Genomic DNA, 21440 nt, shown 5'->3' with positions numbered 1-21440 from the left:
TCTCTCCTCCCAGCACCCCCACCCATTTATGTAACATAAAAAATAGAAAGGTCATGAGATGATATTTGATGATGGCGATAGATATGTAACAACCCGTGAATGTGCACAGCTTTTTAGTGTATCGACAACAACGATTCGCAATTGGGTTCTTCAAGGTGTATTTCCAAAGCCATATAAGCTAGGGAGAGCAGTGAGGTGGAGAAAGAAAGAGATCTTAGCCTTTACTCCAGAGAAAAATATGGAGCAAATAACAACAAATTAGATAAAATTGTATAAACTGTAATAGGTGGACTAAAAGGTGGTCTAAAAATGGTCGTTTAAAGAAAAAAACTATATATTTCAATATGTTAAAGACACAAAATGGTGCCCAGACGCGGATTCGAACCACGGACACGCGGATTTTCAGTCCGCTGCTCTACCTACTGAGCTATCTGGGCATGCTTCATAAAAAACATAACGCGTGTGCGGTTATAACATTAAAATTTCCTCTGTCCAGTCATCAAAAGAAAAATAATTAATTTTTTATAAGTTTATCTGCATATTCTGGACAATTATAACTACTATTTTCATAAAATAAACTTGCTAGGTATGTTGTGATGCGTTAGGGTATTGTTATCAGAATGTTATTTTATCGTAGTGGTGATGCGAGGAAATCTTTTTAAAGAATCAATACAAGAAACATGATAAAGAGGGATGTTTTTTACAAGTTTTCCATGTGTTTTAGGCTTGCGAAATAAAAAGAAGGCATTTTTGATTTTTGTCTAAGGGGACTATTGGCTCTAGTCTTTATAATATTCGTTTTTCTTTAAAGAAAGACAGGCCATCTATAAAGGGGAGAAATAATGATGATGTTACAAAAACCAAGTTGTCGTCCAAATAATCCTAATTTTTCTTCAGGTCCTTGTAGCAAAAGACCTGGCTGGACTTTTGAAGTGCTTAAAAATGCATTAGTCGGGCGATCGCATCGATCGAAAGAAGCAGAATTAAAACTTGCTGAAATTATTGATTTGACTCGTGATGTTCTTGAAGTTCCTTCTGATTATCGTATAGGAATTATTCCTGGTTCAGATACTGGTGCTGTTGAATCATCTCTATGGTCCTTATTGGGTGAGCGCGGCGTAGATATGGTAGCATGGGAAAGCTTTGGTTTTGGGTGGAGCGCAGATGTTGTTGAGCAACTAAAGCTTCCAGATGTACGTCGTTTTGAGGCGCCTTACGGTGAGTTACCAGATTTAACACAACTTGACTTTGATCGTGATGTTGTTTTTCCATGGAATGGAACAACTTCTGGTGTGCGTATTCCTAATGCAAATTTTATTCCAGAGAAACGAGCTGGATTAACAATTTGTGATGCCACATCTGCAGCTTTTGGGCAATATCTTGATTTTTCAAAATTAGATGTTGTTACTTTTTCTTGGCAAAAAGTTTTAGGTGGTGAAGCTGCACATGGTATGATAATTTTAAGTCCTCGTGCTGTTGAACGACTTAGAAATCACGTTCCAGCTTGGCCTATGCCTCAACTTTTCCATATGACGAAAAATGGAAAGTTAAACGAAGATATTTTTAAAGGAAAGATAATCAATACGCCTTCTATGCTTTGTGTTGAGGATTTTCTTGATGGATTGAAGTGGGCAAAGTCCCTAGGAGGTGCTGCGGCATTAAGAGCACGGGTTGAGAAAAACTTTTCTGTACTTGATGCTTTTGTTCGTAAAACACCATGGTTGGAATATTTGGCAAAAGATCCTGAAGTGCGTTCTAACACATCTATTTGTTTAGATATTGTTGATCCAGTGATTACGGCTTTAGATACTGAAAAGCGAGTATCTTTTATAAAAGCGGTCGTGAATCGTCTTGATGAGGAAGGTGTTGCTTATGATATTGGGTCGTATCGTGACGCTCCTCCTGGGCTTAGAATTTGGGCAGGTATAACAATTGAGGCTTCCGATCTTGAAATTTTAACTCAATGGCTTGAATGGGCGTTCCAAATTGAAAAGGCACAGCTTTAAATAATAACTGGTGATTTTCACAACGCGTTTTTTAATAGAAAAAGGATACGAGAGATTATGAAGATCTTTCGTATTCTTGTATTAGGCAAGTGACTTTTAAATAATTTACATGAATTGTAAAAGATTAAGAGGGGAAATGAATATTTTTTCATGTTGTGGGGAAAGCACAGATTAAGATCTCTAATTTTTTTTACTTTTTATAGCAAAAATGATATATCCAACATATCTTGGTATTCTCTTATCTTTATTATCATCAATTTGCAAATTTAATTACTTGAAGATTGAAAAAAATCTGAAATGAAGAGTCGCACTTGCTCTGAGGTTTCGTTATAAAGAAGTATTTGTTTTTGAATGCTGGTTTTTTTGACCAAACACGACGGAGAAAGTTATGGCCAATGTAGTTGTTGTCGGTACACAATGGGGTGATGAAGGCAAAGGTAAAATTGTAGATTGGTTGTCTGAACGGGCAGATATCGTGGTAAGATATCAGGGTGGTCATAATGCAGGGCACACATTGGTTATTAATGGCATTAGTTATAAATTATCGCTTTTACCGTCTGGTTTAGTTCGTGGAAAGTTATCCATTATTGGTAATGGAGTTGTTGTTGATCCTCATCATTTTGTGGCAGAATTAAAAAGACTATGTGATCAGGGTGTAAAAATTACACCAGAAATTTTACGAATTGCTGAAAATGCTCCCTTAATTCTTTCTTTGCATCGTGATCTTGATGCAATTCGAGAAAGTGGTTTATCGGGTTTAAAGATTGGAACAACAAAGCGTGGTATTGGGCCTGCTTATGAAGATAAGGTGGGACGTCGTGCTATCCGAGTGATGGATTTAGCAGAAAAAGATACGCTTATGGCTAAGATTGAGCGGCTTTTGAGGCATCATAATGCTTTGCGTCGTGGGATGGGTGTTGCAGAGATTGATTCTCAAGCGCTTTATGATGAATTGATGCAAGTTGCAGATAAAATTTTGCCCTTTATGGATTGTACGTGGCGCCTTTTAGATGAAAGTGATCGGATGGGGAAGCACATCCTTTTTGAAGGAGCTCAAGGTGCTTTATTGGATAATGATTTTGGAACTTATCCTTATGTGACATCATCTAATACAGTTACTGGACAGGCATATACTGGTTCAGGTATGGGGATTGGATCAATTCATTATGTCTTGGGTATTGCAAAAGCTTATACAACACGTGTTGGAGAAGGGCCATTTCCAACAGAACAGATAAATGATATTGGCGATTTTCTTGGCATGCGTGGGAAAGAGTTTGGTGTTGTGACTGGGCGAAAACGTCGGTGTGGTTGGTTTGATGCTGTCTTAGTACGTCAGATGGTAACAATTTGTGGTGTTCAAGGTATAGCGCTGACAAAGCTTGATGTTTTAGACGGATTAGATGAAATTAAAATTTGTATTGGTTATGAGCTTGATGGTAAAAAAATTGATTATTTACCCTCTTCTATGGGAGCGCAAGCCCGTGTGAAGCCTATTTATGAGACATTAGAAGGTTGGAAAAAAGCGACAGCACATGCGTTGAGTTGGGAAGATTTACCAGTACAGGCTATCAAATATATACGCTATATTGAAGAATTGATTGGTACGCAGGTCGCGTTATTATCTACGAGCCCTGAGCGTGAAGATACTATTCTTATTACTGATCCTTTTGCAAATTAATGATTATTTTTAGAGTATTGATGGGCTTTCACTATCTTTTTTTGACAAAGAGAGAATTTAACAGCGAGTGAAAGAAAGGTGCAAAATAGCATTGTTTATTTTTCATATTCATTTTAAACTACCACGATAGTTGTATCAATAGAAATAACAATTAGTTTAAAAAGGCTAAAATGAAGGTTTTTTAGCCTCACGACTGAGATTTCTTTCCTCAGTTTGAGAAAGATTATAGAGGATATGGTAGATTTCGTTGGAATCTTAAAAAAGGCAATCAACACGCAAAGTAATATTACACCACAATTGCGTAAACGGATTTATGAACGAGCTATCGAAACATTAGAGCATCAATTTGTTACAGCAAGACTACCACAAGCAATGGCAGATGAGCAAAGAAAGATTTTGCAAAATGCTATTGCAACTGTTGAAGCGGAATATTTAGCAGTTGAAAAGAATCTATTTTCTTCAATGATTGGATGGAATCCTATAGAGAAAGCTGGAGACAACAAGAACATAAAAAACTCTATATTGCCACAAGGGAATGCGTTTTCAGGGTTAGAAATAGAAAAAAGACAGGGTTCTATAAGTTTAACGGAAAACAAGGCGTTGAATAAGCCTTTTGTATCAGGAATACCGGATGCAGAACCTGTCAATATAGAAGCTGATTGGGTTTCTCATCCTGTTGATGAAAAGACGTTGACAACTTCTCCTGTAGCTGCTTCTTCGCAAAAGGATAATCCGCACATCGTTTCACATATTTTTTCCCAAGCTGTACGTCGTGCTAATCGTTCGTCGAAACAAAGACGTATTGTGATAAGTACGGCTATTGTTGCTAGTTTTATTGTCTTAACTGTTGGTATTTGTTTTGTTGGTGCACGTATATTCGTATCAAATGACCATCAATTGCTGGAAGAAAATTTTCAAGCTTCTCATTCATTCTCAAAAACACTTTCTGTCAAAAGAAAGTTAACGAAACGCTTATTAGAGGATGGGAGCGAAATTAATGTTGGTTTAGATCAAACGGCAGATTCTTTGGATGAAGAAGGAACTTCAAAAGTTGCTACCAGTAATTTTCAGTCAAATGAACAGTCGGGTGAAGCTATCTTTTATCAGGCGCGTACAGATTATAATGTAGAAAAAGTAGCAACGGGGAGTGCGCGTTGGACGCTTATAAAGGAATCTCGTGTGGGTGCTCCAGAGGAGTCTGCTATACAAGGTGATATAACAATTCCAGATGAAGGGTTATCATTACGGCTTATTTTACGCCGTAATACTGATCTGTCTTTTCCTGCTGCATATATTCTAGATCTTATTTTTATTCTTTCTGATAAATTTTCAGGCAAAGCTATAAGTAATGTCCAAGCATTAACTTTTAAAGCAAGTGAACATTCCATTGGACAAGCTTTAGCAAGAACTGTTTCAGCAAAGATTGATGATGATTTCTTTCTTGTTGCATTGAGTAGCAATCGTCCATTTCTTGACAGAAATTTACAACTGATGCGGGAATTGGATTGGATGCGTTTGGTATTAACGGATAAAAATGGGCGTATAAATGAATTAACCTTTGCAAAAGGGCCAACAGGTGAGTCTATTTTTAATGAAGTTATTGGACAATGGCTTGCGCAACCAGACAAGTTAACAGTTCTTGGTCAAAAAAAATAACCACCGATACAGGGTGAAATAGAAATCTACGAAAATAATTTCTACCACTAAAAAGGCTTTATAGATTAATTAAAAAAGATAGAGCCAAAATACTTGCTTTTTTCCCTTGCAGGAACGCACAAATAATTAGCTCTATCCTTAATTTTGAAGATTCTATACTTGATTTTGAGATAAAGCAGACGCTTGAATAGAACTTTGCACTTTTTCAAAAGCACGCATTTCAATTTGTCTTACACGTTCCCGACTAATATTAAATTCGTTTGAGAGTTCCTCTAGTGTAAGTGGTCGATCGCTTAAACGGCGTGCTTTGAATATACGCTTTTCACGTTCATTCAGGCTATCCATAGCATTTGTAAGCATAGAACGACGATTTTCCAATTCACTTTGTTCAATCAAAACCTGTTCTTGATTATGAGCGCCATCTATCAACCAATCCTGCCATTCGCCATTTTCACCTTCTTTTGAGCGAAGAGGTGCATTGAGCGAAGTATCACCTCCAAGTCGACGATTCATTGAAACAACTTCATCTTCTGTAACATTCAATTTGGTTGCAATTTCTTTTACTTGCTCTGCGTTAAGGTCACCACTATCAAGGGCTTGAAGCCTACTTTTTAATTTACGAAGATTGAAAAACAAGCGCTTTTGATTGGCAGTCGTTCCTATTTTTACCAAACTCCACGACCTCAATACATATTCTTGTATTGAAGCTTTAATCCACCATATAGCATAGGTTGCAAGCCTAAAACCCCGTTCTGGTTCGAAACGCTTAACAGCTTGCATAAGCCCAACATTACCTTCTGAGATAACCTCACCAATAGGCAATCCGTAGCCTCGATACCCCATTGCGATTTTAGCTACGAGGCGCAAATGACTGGTTACCAATCTATGCGCAGCTTTTAAATCATTGTGTTTACGATAACGCTGAGCCAACATATATTCCTCTTTTGGCTCAAGCATTGGAAAACGACGAACTTCCTCTAGGTAACGATTCAATCCTCCGTCACCTGTCGTTACTGATAGCAAATTCATATGGGCCATATAGCACCCTCCTTTTATGTGAATTCCCTAAGAAGGCAAATTCTATTTCAAGACATTATAAACATCTCTCCAAATTTATCCTAGTATAATTTTCAATTTTGTTCAAAAAGAGATATTTTATTGTGAAATCTTGAAAAGACGAAAAGTTTCAATTTATTTTTTTTAAATGCGTGATGAGTTCAGCCATATCTTGAGGGAGGGGTGAAGAAAAAGTCATAATTTTGCTTGTAGCTGGATGTTCGAAAGTTAGGCTGGTTGCATGGAGTGCTTGCCGGTTAAATTGGTCGATTGCATTCTTAATAATGGGATTAAGCATATTTGATTTTGTTTTAAAAGCGTTGCCATAAACAGTATCACCTATAAGTGGATGTCCGATATGTGCCATATGAACACGGATTTGATGTGTACGTCCTGTTTCCAGACGACATTCTATAAGGCTAGCAACAGATGTTATATCTGCATAATTTCCATATTTTTCTAGGAGAGAAAAATGTGTAATAGCATGACGAGCATAAGGATGTTTGTCATGGACAACCGCCTGTTTTGTTCGGTTATGGGGAGAACGGCCAAGCGATGCATCGATTGTCCAAATATTGCGGTGAGGTGTTCCCCAAATCAAGGCGTGATAACGCCGATCTAATGCGCTGGTGCGTCCATGGTCAGAAAATTGGGTGCTAAGGCTTTTATGAGCAAAGTCATTTTTAGCAACGACCATAACACCACTGGTATTTTTATCGAGACGATGAACAATACCAGGACGCTTAACACCGCCAATACCAGACAAACTATTACCACAGTGATGGATAAGGGCATTTACTAATGTTCCAGTCCAATTGCCATTGCTAGGATGAACAACAAGACCAGCCGGTTTATTGACAACAATAACATCATCATCTTCAAAGAGAATATCTAATATAATAGCTTCACCACTAGGTTCTGCATCACGCAGAATAGGCATTGTCAATTCAATGATTTGGTTGGGTCTTAATTTTGTTTTTGGCTCCTTTATGAGTTGACCATCAACTTTAAGATAGCCTTCACGGATGAGGGTTTGCAAACGTGAACGTGACAAGATATTATAATATTGCTTAGCAAGCCACTGATCAAGTCTTTGCCCAAGAGCACCTTCATCCGTTATTTGCTGTGTTACCATACGATTCCTATTAAGTTTTTAATAAGACTTTTACCAGTATGAAATTGCTTTGGTATCAAGAAATTCTTTAATTCCCCAGTGACCGCCTTCACGGGCACGCCCAGAAAATTTTACACCTCCAAAATAACTTCCCTTGGGTAACCCATGTCCGTTTACTTCTACCATACCAGAACGTACTTGCGCAGCGATACGGCGACATTTATTACGATCTTGTGATTGTATATAATTTGTCAGACCATATTCGGTGTCATTAGCTAAGGCTATAGCTTCATCTTCTGTATGAAAGGGAAGAATCGAGAGAACTGGACCAAAGATTTCTTCTCGGAAGATACGCATATGAGGTTTCACATGAGCAAAGACTGTTGGACGGACATAGTAACCGCGCTCCATTCCGATTGGTAAACCAGTTCCACCCGCAACAAGAGTTGCACCTTCATCAATTCCAGATTGGATAAGATTTTGAATTTTATCGTATTGTTGTTTTGAAACGACTGGGCCAATATGATTTCCCGCTTGGTAGTTTGGCCCCACTTTTGTTTTTTCAGCAATATCTTTGGCTGTTTTTATAGCGATCTCATAGATGCTTTGTTCCACAAGCATACGTGTTGGTGCATTACAGCTTTGTCCGCTATTATAAAAGCAATGTCGTACACCACGTTGAATAGCGTCTGTATCAGCATCTGCGAAGATAATATTAGCACCTTTACCACCAAGTTCTAGACAGACTCGTTTTAAAGTGTTGCTGGCATTTTTGGAAATATCTTTTCCTGCTTTGGTTGACCCAGTAAAACTGATCATTTCTAGATCTGGATGGGCTGAAAGATAAGCACCAACATGTGCACCATCACCATTGATTAGATTAAAAACACCAGCAGGCAAAGCAGCTTCATCTAAAATTTCAGCAAAAAGCATAGCAGAAAGAGGTGCAATTTCAGAAGGTTTTAACACCACAGTACAGCCAGCCAAGAGGGCAGGGATAACTTTAAGAGTCACTTGGTTCATGGGCCAATTCCATGGAGTAATCAATCCTACAACACCGATAGGGTCATAGTGAAGAATCGCTTGATCATTTCCTTTTATTAAAACTTCTTGGAATGAAAACTCTTTGTAAGCTTTGATAAAGTTGCGAATATGAGAACTGCCGGTGGCGGTCTGTGCATTGAGTGCCATATCAATGGGTGCTCCCATTTCCATTGAAATGGTTTTTGCCATATCACTTGAGCGTTTTTCATAGATTTCTAAAATTTTTTCAACAAATCCAAGACGCTCATGAGGCAGGATCGTTTTCCAAGTTTGGAAAGCTACTTTAGCAGCGTGAATAGCTTTATCTGCATCTTTTGTGCTGCCAAGGCTAATAACAGCACAAGCTTCTTCTGTTGATGGATCAATAACGTGGAAATCGTCAGGAGTGCTTGGATCATCCCATAGACCATTGATATAAAATTTCCGTTTATTCAACATGATTTCCTCCCTATTTTTAAATTTTGTTTCATTTAAGCCTTTTTGAACAAGGATAACAAGGATAATCTTATGACAAAGAAAAGAAATGAAATTGTTTTTATGGCAATAAGCATGAAGAGTGAGAAGAGCACGGTTTATGCTAACTATTTGTGCTATTTGCATAAGATTTTTCTATAGGAATTGAGAGGGAAAGAGAAATATGGACGTTTTTGTAGAATATAGCTGCATGACGCTGGAACCATTGCAATTTATTCCATAAATATCAAGAGACTATCATGAGGAAGAATTATAGCATTATTTTTTGTTAAAAAATCACAGTTAGCAAAAGGTTATTAACCTTCATACTGTAGCCTTTATGCATTCTTTTCGAAGAAGCAATTGTTCTCGTTGCTATAAGTTTGTTGGATACCATGCATAATTCAAAAACAAAATCTATTCCTACGCGTCCTTTTTCTGATGAGCATACACAAAGTACATCAGAAGGGAATTCATCGCTCAAGATTGCTGAAACATTTTCTTATCCGGAAGTATGGAAAAAGGCATTTGCTCTTGGACAGAACGTGCGTTTTACGCGAACACCAGAAGTTGAAATTTTGCGTCGTCGTATAGAAACAGATCCCACTTTCGCAAAACAGTTTAAAGTTTTTACGAAAAAAGAGCGCAATAGATCTACAGACATTATAGATTGTAGTGAGAACACACCAAATTCTCCTTCCACAAAAAAGATCATTAATCCTCAATCGATAGAAAATAAGACAGCAATTTGTCATGCAACAGTTTTGAAGCAATTAACACGGCAAGCTGCTCATAAGCCGCTTGGGGAGAAAAAAAAGGAGCATAAATTACGAGAAGAAAATGTGGTGCAAAAAACAAAGCTCGTTTTGCATCTTTCTGATGACGCATTTTTTGAGTGCGGATTCTTTATGCCAGAACAGGTTGAGGCTCAAATTTTAGGAGAGGATATAACATCGATGGATGGCACAAGTAATGAGATTCCAAGCGATGCTGCTGCTAGCTTTGAGGAATCAATTACTGCTCTTTATCGTGTTCTTGAATACCGCTTTCCACAATTCTACGATTCCATTACATCAGAATCTCCTGCGGAGAAGTTGAGAGGGACTGAACAAATTTCTAAATTAATGCACGCAAAAAATGCTACTGTTAAAGAAGTTCAAACCTGTCATTCTGAGCTGGTTGTTAAAGATTATGCTGATCGATTTGTTGAAGAAGCAATGGGTGAGCACCAAAACATTGGAAATATTACTGATAGTACAACAGAAGATATTGCCAAGAATTCAGAAAATTTTTCTATAATGAAATCAAAAAGTAAAGTCTTTCGATCTGCTCGTACATTGTTAGGCAATTATGATTCTGCTTTTACATCCAATATCCAATCTTTTGATAATGGCACTTATGAATTTCCTCCGATTGATTTATTGCAAGAACCTACTTTCCACGAAGGCACGATGATTCCTCAGGAGACCTTAGAGCGTGGTGCTGGACTTTTGGAAAGTGTTTTGGAAGATTTTGGCATTAAGGGTGAAATTATCCATGTTCATCCAGGGCCAGTGGTAACAATGTATGAATTTGAGCCTGCAGCTGGAGTAAAATCATCACGAGTTATCAATCTTTCTGATGATATTGCTCGTTCTATGTCTGCTATTTCTACACGTGTTGCTGTGATTCCTGGACGCAATGTTATTGGGATTGAGTTACCAAATGCGGTTCGTGAAACCGTTTATTTAAGGGAATTAATCCAAACAAGATCTTTTCGTGAAAGTCAATTTAAATTAGCTCTTGCTTTGGGGAAGGGTATTAATGGGGAGCCTGTCATTGCAGAATTAGCGAAGATGCCTCATTTATTGGTTGCAGGAACCACAGGGTCGGGCAAATCGGTTGCCATTAATACAATGATTTTATCGATTCTTTATCGAATGACACCACAGCAGTGTCGTTTGATCATGGTTGACCCTAAAATGCTAGAACTCTCTGTTTATGATGGCATTCCACATCTTTTAACGCCTGTTGTGACGGATCCCAAAAAAGCAGTAACAGCTTTAAAATGGGCGGTTCGTGAAATGGAAGAGCGTTACCGCAAAATGGCTAAGTTGGGTGTGCGCAATATTGATGGTTTTAATGCCCGTGTTGCACTTGCAGCACAAAAAGGTGAAACGATCATGTGCACTGTACAGTCCGGTTTTGATAAGGAAAGTGGAGAAATGCTTTATCATGAAGAGGCAATGGATTTAACTCAGCTTCCTTATATTGTTGTGATTGTTGATGAGATGGCCGATCTCATGATGGTAGCAGGTAAAGAAATTGAAAATGCTATTCAGCGTTTAGCACAAATGGCACGTGCAGCGGGTATTCATCTTATTATGGCCACACAACGCCCTTCTGTTGATGTCATTACGGGTACGATTAAAGCAAATTTTCCTACCCGCATTTCTTTTCAAGTGACATCAAAAATAGACAGCCGTACGATTTTGGGCGAACAAGGTGCTGAAACACTTTTGGGGCAGGGAGATATGCTTCACATGGTAGGTGGTGGGCGCATTGTACGCGTTCATGGACCATTTGTATCTGATGAAGAAGTTGAATCCATTGTGGCACATCTTAAAATGCAAGGAAAGCCTGATTATTTAGCAACGGTAACAGATAGTGAAGACGATAACAAAGAGAGTGAAGCAGCGGATTCAAGTGCTGGAGTTTCTACGGAAGAAAATCTTGATGAGGATGGTGATGAACTTTATATGCAAGCTGTCAAGATTGTCATGCGTGATAAAAAATGTTCAACATCTTATATTCAACGTCGGCTTGCGATCGGTTATAACAAGGCAGCTTCCCTTGTTGAGCGTATGGAAGAAAAAGGCATTGTTGGAGCCGCTAATCATGTTGGGAAACGTGAAATTTTACTCAGTCAAGTACAATAATAAGCAAGACAGTTTTAAAATGCATGACTTTAAAAATACCGAATAATTGTTATTTTTAAAATTAATGCTTGTTTTATTTTATTAAGAGCAAGTGCTTTCTTGCACTTGTTTTTTACTGTGAAATATTAAAAACATGAAATGGGGAGTGACAAAATAGAAGCAATATTTTGTATTAAGGCTGCTGGTACGTAGCGTAGAGTGATACAAAGAAGGGTTGAAGATGTCTTTGGCATTTTTAGATTATCTGGAATGTAAAGAAATTAAACAAGCCTTCCTGCGAAAAAAGATGGCTTTTGTTCTTTCCTCTGATTGTAGAAAAGTTCTTTGGTCAAATGGTGCGGCAGCCTATTTTTGGGGTTTTTCTTCTTTCTCAGAGATGAGAGAAGAATGGTCTTTTTTTGATCAAGTAAAGCGTCACAAGATATCAAAGGCTGCGCAATGTGCGAGTGCTGTTGTTTTAGAGGGTTTAAAGCATACTGTTGAATTTTCCGTAGTTTCTATTGATATTATGGGTGTAGGCAAGGCGTTTTTACTGGAATCTTTTCTGGAAGAAGAAATTTCTCTTATTGCGGGATTGGATGAGGAAACAATGTCTGTTGCCATAATTGATGAACATGGGACAGTGTTGGAGTCTTCCTCTCATTTTTCGTTTATTGATGAAACAGTCAAAATTCTACTACAAACAATTGAGAATGACACCCCCGTCAAAACCATTTTATCCATAGCAGATATTCGTACACAAGTTGGCGTTATTCGCTTGCAGGTGAAACCAGTGCATTTTTTGGTTTTATATGCACCATTAGAATCAGATGCATTGAAGAATGAGCAAGAACCTTTTCGTTTTACGTCTGAATTTTTGCCACAACGCTTTACGTGGAAAATGGATAAAAATGGACGATTTTATGAGGTTTCAAAAGAGTTAGCTGAAATTGTTGGACCGATTTCTTCCTCTATTTTAGGATTGAGTTTTCATGAACTTGCACATCAGTTTAATGATAAGCGGTATCGATTGCTCAGTGGTTTTATTACAGCAGCTCTACCATGGAGTAAACAAACGGTTCAATGGTCTGTTGATAATTGTCTAGAGTGGCTTGATGTTGAATTATCTGCTGTACCAATTTTTGATGACAAACAACGTCTTAAGGAGTTTCGTGGCTTTGGTGTTTTGAAGATACAAAAAGAAACGCAAGAGAAAAAAAATGAAACTCCCTATACCCAAATATCAAATCTTTCGGAGAGTGAACATTCAGCTTTTTGTGAGATTGCAGAGCAATTGCGCGGAGAATTGCATTCTTCTGTAGAATGCACGTATTCTGCACAGGAAACGGTTTTATTGCCAAGTGCACAGACAGTGCCAGCAAATGCTACAGAACAAACTCTTATAAAAGAACCAGCAGTGGTTTTATCATTGTTAGATACAGCGACGAATGGTGTTTTTTGGTTGGATGGCCAAGGCATTATTCAATCGGTCAGCAGTGCTGCTTTAGCATTAACGGGTTATGAAATAAATGAATTATTGGCACAGCCATTATCATCACTCTTTACTTTGCAAAGTCGATTTTTCGTTGAAAAATATTTTAAATTTATTCGTGTACAGGAAAAAAATCAGGTTATTAATCGCAGTGAAACAGTTGTTTTAATGACGAAAAATCGTAAAAATATTATGGTTTCTATAACAATTATACCTTTAGCACGAAAAGATGATTATGCTGTGATATTGCGTGATATGACAGCAACAATTCTACCAATAGATAAACGAGCAGAGGAAAATAAAATCGTTGGTTTTGTTCATGAAATGCGGACACCTTTGAATGCTCTCATTGGTTTTGCAGAAATTATGAAAGATGGCCGTTTTGGTGTGATAGATAATGAACGTTATCGTGGGTATTTACGCGATATTATCTCATCAGGGAAACATATATTATCACTTGTTAATCAATTACTAGAATGCTCGAAAGCAAATTATTCTAACTTAGATAATTATATTAAGACTGCCCCTATAGCTGAAGCATTTGATGTAATAGCTTGTTTGCGTACGAGTATGGCATTTCTTGAAACACAAGCTAATCATAACGGCATTATCATGCGTATAGTTGCTCCAACGCATGTGCCATTTATTAGTGTTTCACAACAAATATTTCGACAAATCATATGGAATCTTCTTTCCAATGCCATTCGTTTTACACCACCTGGTGGGCAAATTATTATCCACGTTTCTTGTGAAAGAAAAGAATGTTTAAAGATTTCAGTAAGCGATAACGGTGTAGGGATGAGCGATGAAGAAATCGTACAGGCCCTACAGCCTTATGGTCAGGTAAAACGCAAAGATGGACGCTCTGGCGACAGTACTTTTATTGGAACGGGCTTAGGACTGCCGATGTGCAAAGCAATGGTAGAAGAAAGTGGGGGCCAACTTTTATTATTTTCAAAACCCAATCACGGAACAACGGTGGAAATATTTTTTCCTCATGTTCCATGAGGCAAACCACGCGTAAATTTATTTTTTCTTAGCCAAAAGATCTCTGATTTCTGACAAAAGTTGTTCTTCTAAAGACATCTTTTGAGAGCTTTTCTCTTCTTCTTGTTTTCGACGGAGTCTATTTATAGCTTTAACAAAGAGAAAAAGAACCCAAGCAATAATGAGAAAATTGATAAGTAAAGTTATAAAATTACCATAGCTAATAGTCGCTCCAGCTGCTTTAGCAGCACTCAATGTCGCTTGTTTTTCACCAGCAAGCTGAATAAACATATTAGAAAAGTCGATTCCACCTGTAATAAGTCCAATGACTGGCATAAAAATATCATTGACAATTGAATTGACTAAGCTACCAAAAGCGCCCCCTATAATCACACCGATAGCCAAATCAATCATGTTACCTTTTAGGGCAAATTCTTTGAATTCTTTAAGCATTGTGTTTTCCCCTTTATATAAAAGACATACGACAACTTTAATTACCGCTTTTTATGAAAAAGGAAAGGGCGGTTTTTATTTTCTTGGTCAGCATTATATTACAAACACTCAAGTTTTTTCCAAAAATATTATAGTCTGTTAGAAAAGCTCACAAAAGCTTCTGTTTGACTTCAATGGGTGTAGAATTTGGAATGAGAGAAGTTTTTTTATAAACACAGAAAACTATTTTTGTTTTATAAAGGCATTAAAAAGCTTTTGAGATGAATATAGTAAAAAAGCTATTTTTTATTTTTAAAAACCTTTTATTATTCTTAATTTTCTGGTGATTTCAATTTTAAAATATCTCAACAATTACAAACAGGCAAAACTGATTTTTCAAAGATCACAAAGCATTTTTTTCTATTCAGTATGCGCAAACACAAATATGAATGACAATGATATTATGAACTTTTTGTAGTTATATTATAAACTTATCTTGTAGGAGGAGGAGGTTCTTATTTAGGTAATATACTATCTTTATTGACAATCTTTTATGTTAAAAGATTTACCTCAAGTTGAGGAGATCAGTTTTTTGTTTGGAGAAGGATTAATGAGTTTTTTTCGTTGTATTGGTCGTTCTGCTTTATTTATGCTGGATCCAGAACATGCGCATCGTTTAGCGATTATGGGTCTGAAAAGTGGATTGAGTGGTTGTAAAAAGGTTGTCGATAAGCGTTTGCGTGTGACTGTTGCGGGGCTTGAATTTGAAAATTTTATCGGACTTGCTGCTGGATTTGATAAGAATGCAGAGGTTGTTGATGCTATTTTTCATTTAGGGTTTGGTTTTACGGAAATTGGTACAGTTACACCAAAACCTCAAGCAGGAAATTCTAAACCACGGCTGTTTCGCTTGAAAGAGAATGAAGCAATTATTAACAGAATGGGTTTTAATAATGACGGACATCAAATTGTTTACAAGAGACTTAGCATATACAAAAAGACTGGTATTTTAGGAATCAATATTGGAGCCAATAAGGACACGATCAATAAAATTGACGATTATACGGCTGGTATTGCTTACTTTTATGATGTTGCTGATTATTTTACAGTTAATATTTCTTCACCGAATACGCTAGGTTTACGCGCTTTACAAGCGCGTGACAGTTTACATCTTTTGATGAATGCGGTTTCGCAGGCACGTAATGAGCAAAAGAAAAAGCATGAATTCTCCATTCCTATTTTTTTAAAAATTGCACCGGACTTATCAGAAAAGGAGTTAGATGATATCGCTGAAGAATTAGAACTTTCGGATTTTGATGGTCTTATCGTGTCCAATACCACTCTTTCACGCCAAGGCCTTAACAATAGACTCTTAAGTGATGAGGATGGGGGACTTTCTGGGCGTCCACTTTTTGAACTTTCTACTATTGTGTTGGCAAAAATGCGCCAAAAAATGGGCAAGAAAATTGCAATTATCGGCGTTGGTGGTGTAAGAGATGCAAAAACAGCTTTGGAAAAAGTGAAAGCTGGTGCAGATTTAATACAATTATATAGTGGAATGGTTTATGAGGGACCAGATCTTGCTGTAACTATTCTAGAAGAGATTTTGCAGTTTATGCAGCAAGATGGGGTTGATAACATAAAAGCTTATCGTGATCATGGTGTTGAGTATTGGGCAAAACGTTCACTTCCTTTGTGATAAAACTGTTTTTTCTTGACAAAAGTTGCAGGATTTTTTTAAAGGGGCTTGCAAACTCTTCTGATCTTCCTTATGTCAAACAGACAGAAAATAACGATTTATGAAAGAGTAAACAGTTATAGTACATTTATTTTGTGCGGTTGTAGCTCAGTTGGTTAGAGCGCTGGTTTGTGGCACCAGAGGTCGTAGGTTCGAATCCCACCAACCGTACCATGTTTAACATAATAATCTCTTTTATTCCGTGGAGTATTTACTCTTGGGTTGTCAATGGAAACGTTTTAACTCTGGTCGAACGCTCTCACATCTTAACTGTGATTTTATTGTTCATTATTGCTGTGAATATTAAAATTGTCCGACAGAGAGAACCCGTGATGATTACGAACATTCTGACATTTATTGTCCTGTTTGTTAATGATTTCGCTGGATGGTCTACACTTTTACTGAACTACCCCACAGTTTTTTGCTATCTGTCACTTGCTCTGGTTTCATTGATGAGCTTACTGGTAAAGAAACCCTTTACCATTTTTTATGCCAGTGCTGGTGTTTCTGAAGAAAAACGCAAACATATCCTCTTTTATCTCATCAATAAATATATTACATGTATTTGGGTAATCATCTTTTTTGCCAATGGTCTTCTAGTGGCTTTTTTTGCATGGACCCCGCAGATTTGGTTGGTCACTATGGGGTTAATTTGTGCTGGTATTCTTTTTTCTAAATATCTTCCTAACATCATGCAATATTTTTATCGTATCAAACATCATGGAGCATAATATGTCATTGTTTAACATTCTGACCGGAACCCCTTTATGGGCTTGGATTTTGCTTATTTTTCTCATTGCGAGGGGAATAATCGCATTGAAAGATAGGGAAATAAAGGTTAACCGCCTTTTTCTCTTGCCGGTGGTCTTTCTTTTTTTGGGCGCAAGCGATGTGATTAACCAGCTGGCGTTTCCAGGCTGGGGAGCAATCGCAATGTTGGGGGGACTGATGATCGGCTTTGGCGTTGGCTGGTTGCTCTGGCGTGCCACTCCGCGTTTAAAAATCAAAGAGGGAACGGATTTCATTATTCTGCCTGGTACGCCGTTGACGCTGACATTTATTCTTATCGCTTTTGTCATCAAATTCACATTGATTGTTTTTCTCCATGTTAAACCTGATTTGAAACATGCATTTGATTTTAATATTCTTTTTGGTCTTTTAAGTGGGTTCACTGGTGGTGTGCTTTGGGGCGGCACATTAAATTTATATAGAGCATTTCGAAAGAATCCAAATGAAACCCTATACCATTAGCTGTGGGTGCTTCCCATTAGAACTCTCTCAAGAGAAGCTTATTCCTAACAACAACGCTGCATACAAATGCAGCGTTGCCTCATAGTTTCAGATTTTTTTTGTCCCAGCGCGTGAATATGTGAGGGAAGTGATATATCTGACTATGCCCTCCTTGGGGGAAGAGCGAGCCTAAAGGTTTAGAATGCTATGAGTTTAAGCTAGCTGGACTTTGAGCAGATGGTTTATCGCTAATGGTAAACCATTTTGTTTTACGATTCAAAAAGAGGAGAGTGATGGTCTCATTGGGGTAGGTGGGCAAGAAAACTCTTAGCTTGGCAATACGTCTACAGTTTGTAGAACTATGTTGTGGAATCCATACGCAAAGCGGTTGCTGGCATGATGCTTTTGTCAAGCATTATGATATGGTAGAAACCGGTTTTTAAGAGTTCAACTGTGATCACTGTACGACCCAGTAGCATTACGCCTGAGTATTTAGGAGCGGCAGGCTCAGTACAGGCTACGCGTACAATATGCAAAGCACGCTTGCGGAAACCAGTGTATCATTATTGCCTTGTGCATGCAACCCTCTAGCTAGTACTTCACTGGTAAGGCTGTTTTTTGAAGCTGGTTGTAATTATCTGTGTGTTTTTTAAGAGAACGTTAGCACCGATGTATAGTGTGCAGTACCATTGACTTTTATATGACTATTGTCATTTCTCTTGTTTTTTCCCTTAAGATCCCTACACTTTTCGACCTTTTTTGCATATGAGTGATAACAGAGCACAAAACTTATCTAAAAAGGTCTTTGCTCGATTTATTATTTATTTTTCAATGGGATAGAAAATTATCACTTTTGAGTTAGCGAACGCATTTTATGGGTAGTCCCGAACTTATGGGGAATGTCACCAATATAATGTTTACTTGTTCAACTGTAACTCTAGAAGAACAGGTTCATCGTGGTCCAACTTGGCTTCGAATGGATGATACACCCTATAGAATTTTTGAAATGCCCCAGCGACGATTGGCTAAGAAAAGTGTTAGCGAATACCAAGATAACGTCGCTTTATCATCAGAAGTTCAATCTTGGCTGCGTAGGCAGTTTCTGAAAGCAACGTTTCCAGAACATTTACTAAATACTAAAACAGCTATTGTAACGCACATTAATAATCTTAATGAATACGTATTCGAGCACTTTAGGCAGGGGCATAATATTGCTCCTATCACATTACGAGAACCATTTTTTGCCTTATAGGCAAAGAATTATTGAAACGGGCTAGTTTTATGTGATGTATTGTGAACGATGGATGATTAACAAAACTTGTTGAATTACTTCAATGAGAATCACAAACCTTATGGAAAAATTTTATGCTCACTGCCACAGATCTATTTTGGCTATCGGTTGAGGGACGTGTACGTCCTCTCCAGTTAAGAGATGGTGCTTTATATTCAGATCGTTTTGGAGTGCGTATTGATTTTGAAATTAATTCCATTGTACAAAATCTTCGAACAGGACGATTGGTCCCTAGTTTATTTTTTATATTTTTAAGTGGTTCTTTATTGCCAAGAATTCGTTTTTTAGGGGGAGCATATCAAGTTTTGTACCAAGAAATTTTCCAAAAAATTTTATTGAAAATACTGAAAATGGATGTGCAAGATGAACAAAGGCTTGCTAAGGATATTTTATCAACGATTGTAACTGCTTGGGGGCATAATGTTGTACAAAAAAACGCATGGCATGAAGTCCAAAAAAACAATAAAGGCGCATTGCGCTTCTCTTTTAAGAACTGGGCATCTCCTCTTAGCTTAATGAGTCCTCATTATGCATCTTTTACGCAAGATTTGCGATGGAAAGACTTGACGGAAAAAATCAATACGTTTTTAAAAGATCTAGGTTTAATATGCCCTTCAATAGGAAAGGGTATTTCACAATGTTTGTTGTGATGAAGCAATTGCTCCTTCTTGGTATGCCTCTGGCTGTTGGATTTATATCTCAGATGATGATTTCCTTCACAGATGCAGCACTTGTAGCACATTTAGGTGTTCAAGCCTTGAGTGGTACAATGTTAGCTTTGAGTATGTTTAGTTTTGTTATGCTGTTGGGACTAGGGATTATTACCGCGGTTGCACCAAAACTTGCGGAAAGCTTTCGCAGACAAGATAGAGATGCATTAAAGGCATGGTTTGATCAAGGAATATGGCTTTCCCTTTTGATTGGAATGATGAGTGCGATCATTTTATTCAATACGAGGAATATTTTGTATCTTCTCGGCCAAGATGAGGCAATTGCCAATATAGCGCAGGAATATAATAGTGGTGCTGCTATAGGGGTGGTGTTTTTTTATCTTTATGTGAATAGCCGTGGATTATTTTCAGCAATTGGTCATCCAAAGCCCTTAACTTGGATTATGCTTGCAGCTATCCTCATGAATTTTCTTATCTCTTGGCCGCTTATTTTGGGTATAGGTCCTACAAGCGGCTTCGGTGTCTTTGGTGCTGGAATTGCGAGTAGTTTGATCCGTATTTTGATTGTTATGGCAGTAGCAATAATTCTGTCCCGCAATTCTACTTTTAGTTCCTTTCACTTTAATTATTTAAGACCAAAGTTAGAAATTGCACGAATAATACAATTACTGTTCATAGGGCTTCCCATTGGTATACGTATTCTTATTGCGGAGGGCTTTCCTTCTGTCATTGTCTTCATGATTACGGCTTATGGGGTCGAAGCTTTGGCTGTGCATACGATTGGAATGCGTCTCGATATGCTTATTTCTGTGGTGGCTTTGGGGATTTCCAGTGCAGCCGCGACTATAGCAGCGTGGTATCGTGCCGATGGGAATCATGTGGCTCTAAAACAGTTACGTATGAGTGTCACAATTTTTGCTATAGCTTATGTCTTGTTTTTATCAGGGGGTGTTTATCTCTCTTATGAATTCATTCTTACAATCATCTTTGATATTTCTTTGGTCCACGTTATTGTTTTCTCTTGGGAGTTGCTTCCGTTTATCTTATTGTCTTTTGCTTTTGGCACTTTAGGAGCTATGCTCAATGGCATACTTGTGGGTTTGCTTGATACGTTTTGGCCAACAATTCTTGTAACAATAAGCTATTGGGGGATAGGCTTATTTGGGGGAGCACTCATGGCACATTTTTTTGAATATGGTTTTATGGGTTATTGGCTTGGCATGATTGGTGCAAGCTTAATCGTTTCTCTCTTTAATTATATGCGCGTGGGTTATTTAATAAAACGCAATTCTATTTTGGGGGTATGGTGAATATTATAAGAGTGCCGTAAGCACTCGTTGTGAAGGTATATCTCCTCACCATCCATATAGAGGTTACCTCTATCTAGAACAATATAGGCTACAAAAATTGGCTTAATATTAAAAGAAGTGCTTTTAATTGTAGTCTCAATATTATTTGTTGAATTTTAAAAATGATGTGAGTTTATTAAAATCATTTGGCTTCAATTAGACGTGAGTTCGGTAAATGGGGATAGTTTAATACCGTAAAAAATGATTAGAAAAAATGTGCCTATATTTATAGGCCGTTGAAGTGTAATTAAAAAAGTTATTGTTTTTATAAGTCATTACAATTGCGGTGCTAAAGTGTCTGCTTTTGTCAAAAAAATTGCAGATGTTGACGGCATTATTCTTGCAA

General features: G+C 37.6%; 16 protein-coding genes and 2 tRNA genes. 13 read left to right on the top strand and 5 right to left on the bottom strand.

Features of this window, described 5'->3' with window-relative positions:
• The first annotated feature begins 58 nt into the window (after nt 1-58).
• Nucleotides 59-262 carry a helix-turn-helix transcriptional regulator gene (locus BN202_RS06670; protein ID WP_019219846.1) on the top strand — a complete coding sequence of 68 codons (204 nt, stop codon included), beginning with the start codon at nt 59-61 and terminating at the stop codon, nt 260-262.
• A gap of 99 nt (nt 263-361) precedes the next feature.
• Here the strand turns inward: BN202_RS06670 and BN202_RS06665 are convergent.
• Nucleotides 362-437 (bottom strand) — tRNA-Phe (locus BN202_RS06665).
• A 405-nt stretch (nt 438-842) separates the two neighbouring features.
• Between BN202_RS06665 and BN202_RS06660 the strand changes: the two genes are divergently transcribed.
• The 3 genes from BN202_RS06660 (at nt 843) to BN202_RS06650 (ending at nt 5340) form a co-directional block, all read left to right on the top strand.
• Nucleotides 843-2006 carry a phosphoserine transaminase gene (locus BN202_RS06660; RefSeq protein ID WP_019219845.1) on the top strand — a complete coding sequence of 388 codons (1164 nt, stop codon included), beginning with the start codon at nt 843-845 and terminating at the stop codon, nt 2004-2006.
• A 388-nt stretch (nt 2007-2394) separates the two neighbouring features.
• Nucleotides 2395-3684: an adenylosuccinate synthase gene (locus BN202_RS06655; protein ID WP_019219844.1), complete on the top strand. Its 1290-nt coding sequence runs from the start codon at nt 2395-2397 to the stop codon at nt 3682-3684.
• A 234-nt stretch (nt 3685-3918) separates the two neighbouring features.
• On the top strand, nt 3919-5340 hold the full coding sequence (locus BN202_RS06650) for a hypothetical protein (protein ID WP_019219843.1): 1422 nt from the start codon (nt 3919-3921) through the stop codon (nt 5338-5340).
• Between the two features lie 153 nt (nt 5341-5493).
• Here the strand turns inward: BN202_RS06650 and rpoH are convergent, their stop codons facing one another.
• The 3 genes from rpoH to BN202_RS06635 all read right to left on the bottom strand — a co-directional run bounded on the left by rpoH (nt 5494) and on the right by BN202_RS06635 (nt 8992).
• Complete coding sequence (rpoH, locus tag BN202_RS06645) at nt 5494-6378, bottom strand: RNA polymerase sigma factor RpoH (protein ID WP_019219842.1); 885 nt, start codon at nt 6376-6378, stop codon at nt 5494-5496.
• A gap of 148 nt (nt 6379-6526) precedes the next feature.
• Nucleotides 6527-7531 carry an RluA family pseudouridine synthase gene (locus BN202_RS06640; RefSeq protein WP_019219841.1) on the bottom strand — a complete coding sequence of 335 codons (1005 nt, stop codon included), beginning with the start codon at nt 7529-7531 and terminating at the stop codon, nt 6527-6529.
• A 30-nt stretch (nt 7532-7561) separates the two neighbouring features.
• The gene (locus tag BN202_RS06635; RefSeq protein WP_034987709.1) at nt 7562-8992 is read right to left on the bottom strand and encodes an aldehyde dehydrogenase family protein; all 1431 of its coding nucleotides are present in this window, start codon (nt 8990-8992) and stop codon (nt 7562-7564) included.
• Between the two features lie 410 nt (nt 8993-9402).
• Here BN202_RS06635 and BN202_RS06630 point away from each other — a divergent pair, with 410 nt between their 5' ends.
• A complete protein-coding gene (locus BN202_RS06630; RefSeq protein WP_034987641.1) occupies nt 9403-11925 on the top strand; it encodes a DNA translocase FtsK in 2523 nt (840 codons plus the stop codon).
• A gap of 220 nt (nt 11926-12145) precedes the next feature.
• Complete coding sequence (locus BN202_RS06625) at nt 12146-14404, top strand: PAS domain-containing sensor histidine kinase (RefSeq protein WP_019219838.1); 2259 nt, start codon at nt 12146-12148, stop codon at nt 14402-14404.
• Nucleotides 14405-14422: 18 nt separating this feature from the next.
• Here BN202_RS06625 and mscL read toward each other — a convergent pair whose 3' ends face one another.
• Complete coding sequence (gene mscL, locus BN202_RS06620; protein ID WP_019219837.1) at nt 14423-14836, bottom strand: large conductance mechanosensitive channel protein MscL; 414 nt, start codon at nt 14834-14836, stop codon at nt 14423-14425.
• Nucleotides 14837-15425: 589 nt separating this feature from the next.
• Between mscL and BN202_RS06615 the strand changes: the two genes are divergently transcribed.
• The 7 genes from BN202_RS06615 to BN202_RS06585 all read left to right on the top strand — a co-directional run bounded on the left by BN202_RS06615 (nt 15426) and on the right by BN202_RS06585 (nt 21055).
• The gene (locus BN202_RS06615) at nt 15426-16514 is read left to right on the top strand and encodes a quinone-dependent dihydroorotate dehydrogenase (protein ID WP_034987707.1); all 1089 of its coding nucleotides are present in this window, start codon (nt 15426-15428) and stop codon (nt 16512-16514) included.
• Nucleotides 16515-16650: 136 nt separating this feature from the next.
• Nucleotides 16651-16727 (top strand) — tRNA-His (locus BN202_RS06610).
• A 158-nt stretch (nt 16728-16885) separates the two neighbouring features.
• Nucleotides 16886-17284 carry a hypothetical protein gene (locus tag BN202_RS06605; RefSeq protein ID WP_019219834.1) on the top strand — a complete coding sequence of 133 codons (399 nt, stop codon included), beginning with the start codon at nt 16886-16888 and terminating at the stop codon, nt 17282-17284.
• Nucleotides 17208-17804 (top strand): DUF6622 family protein, encoded by a 597-nt coding sequence (locus BN202_RS06600; RefSeq protein ID WP_244426421.1) that lies wholly within the window; start codon nt 17208-17210, stop codon nt 17802-17804. The genes BN202_RS06605 and BN202_RS06600 overlap by 77 nt, the downstream gene beginning before the upstream one ends.
• An 853-nt stretch (nt 17805-18657) precedes the next feature.
• On the top strand, nt 18658-19035 hold the full coding sequence (locus BN202_RS06595; RefSeq protein ID WP_019219832.1) for a hypothetical protein: 378 nt from the start codon (nt 18658-18660) through the stop codon (nt 19033-19035).
• A 113-nt stretch (nt 19036-19148) separates the two neighbouring features.
• Nucleotides 19149-19724: a hypothetical protein gene (locus BN202_RS06590; protein WP_019219831.1), complete on the top strand. Its 576-nt coding sequence runs from the start codon at nt 19149-19151 to the stop codon at nt 19722-19724.
• A complete protein-coding gene (locus BN202_RS06585; RefSeq protein ID WP_019219830.1) occupies nt 19712-21055 on the top strand; it encodes an MATE family efflux transporter in 1344 nt (447 codons plus the stop codon). Before BN202_RS06590 ends, BN202_RS06585 begins: the two co-directional genes overlap by 13 nt.
• Nucleotides 21056-21440: the final 385 nt, after the last annotated feature.

Origin of the sequence: Bartonella florencae (assembly GCF_000312525.1) — a bacterium.
Taxonomy (GTDB): domain Bacteria; phylum Pseudomonadota; class Alphaproteobacteria; order Rhizobiales; family Rhizobiaceae; genus Bartonella; species Bartonella florencae.
Note: the sequence above shows the minus strand (reverse complement) of the source record. Positions and strands in the feature narration are given on the sequence as shown.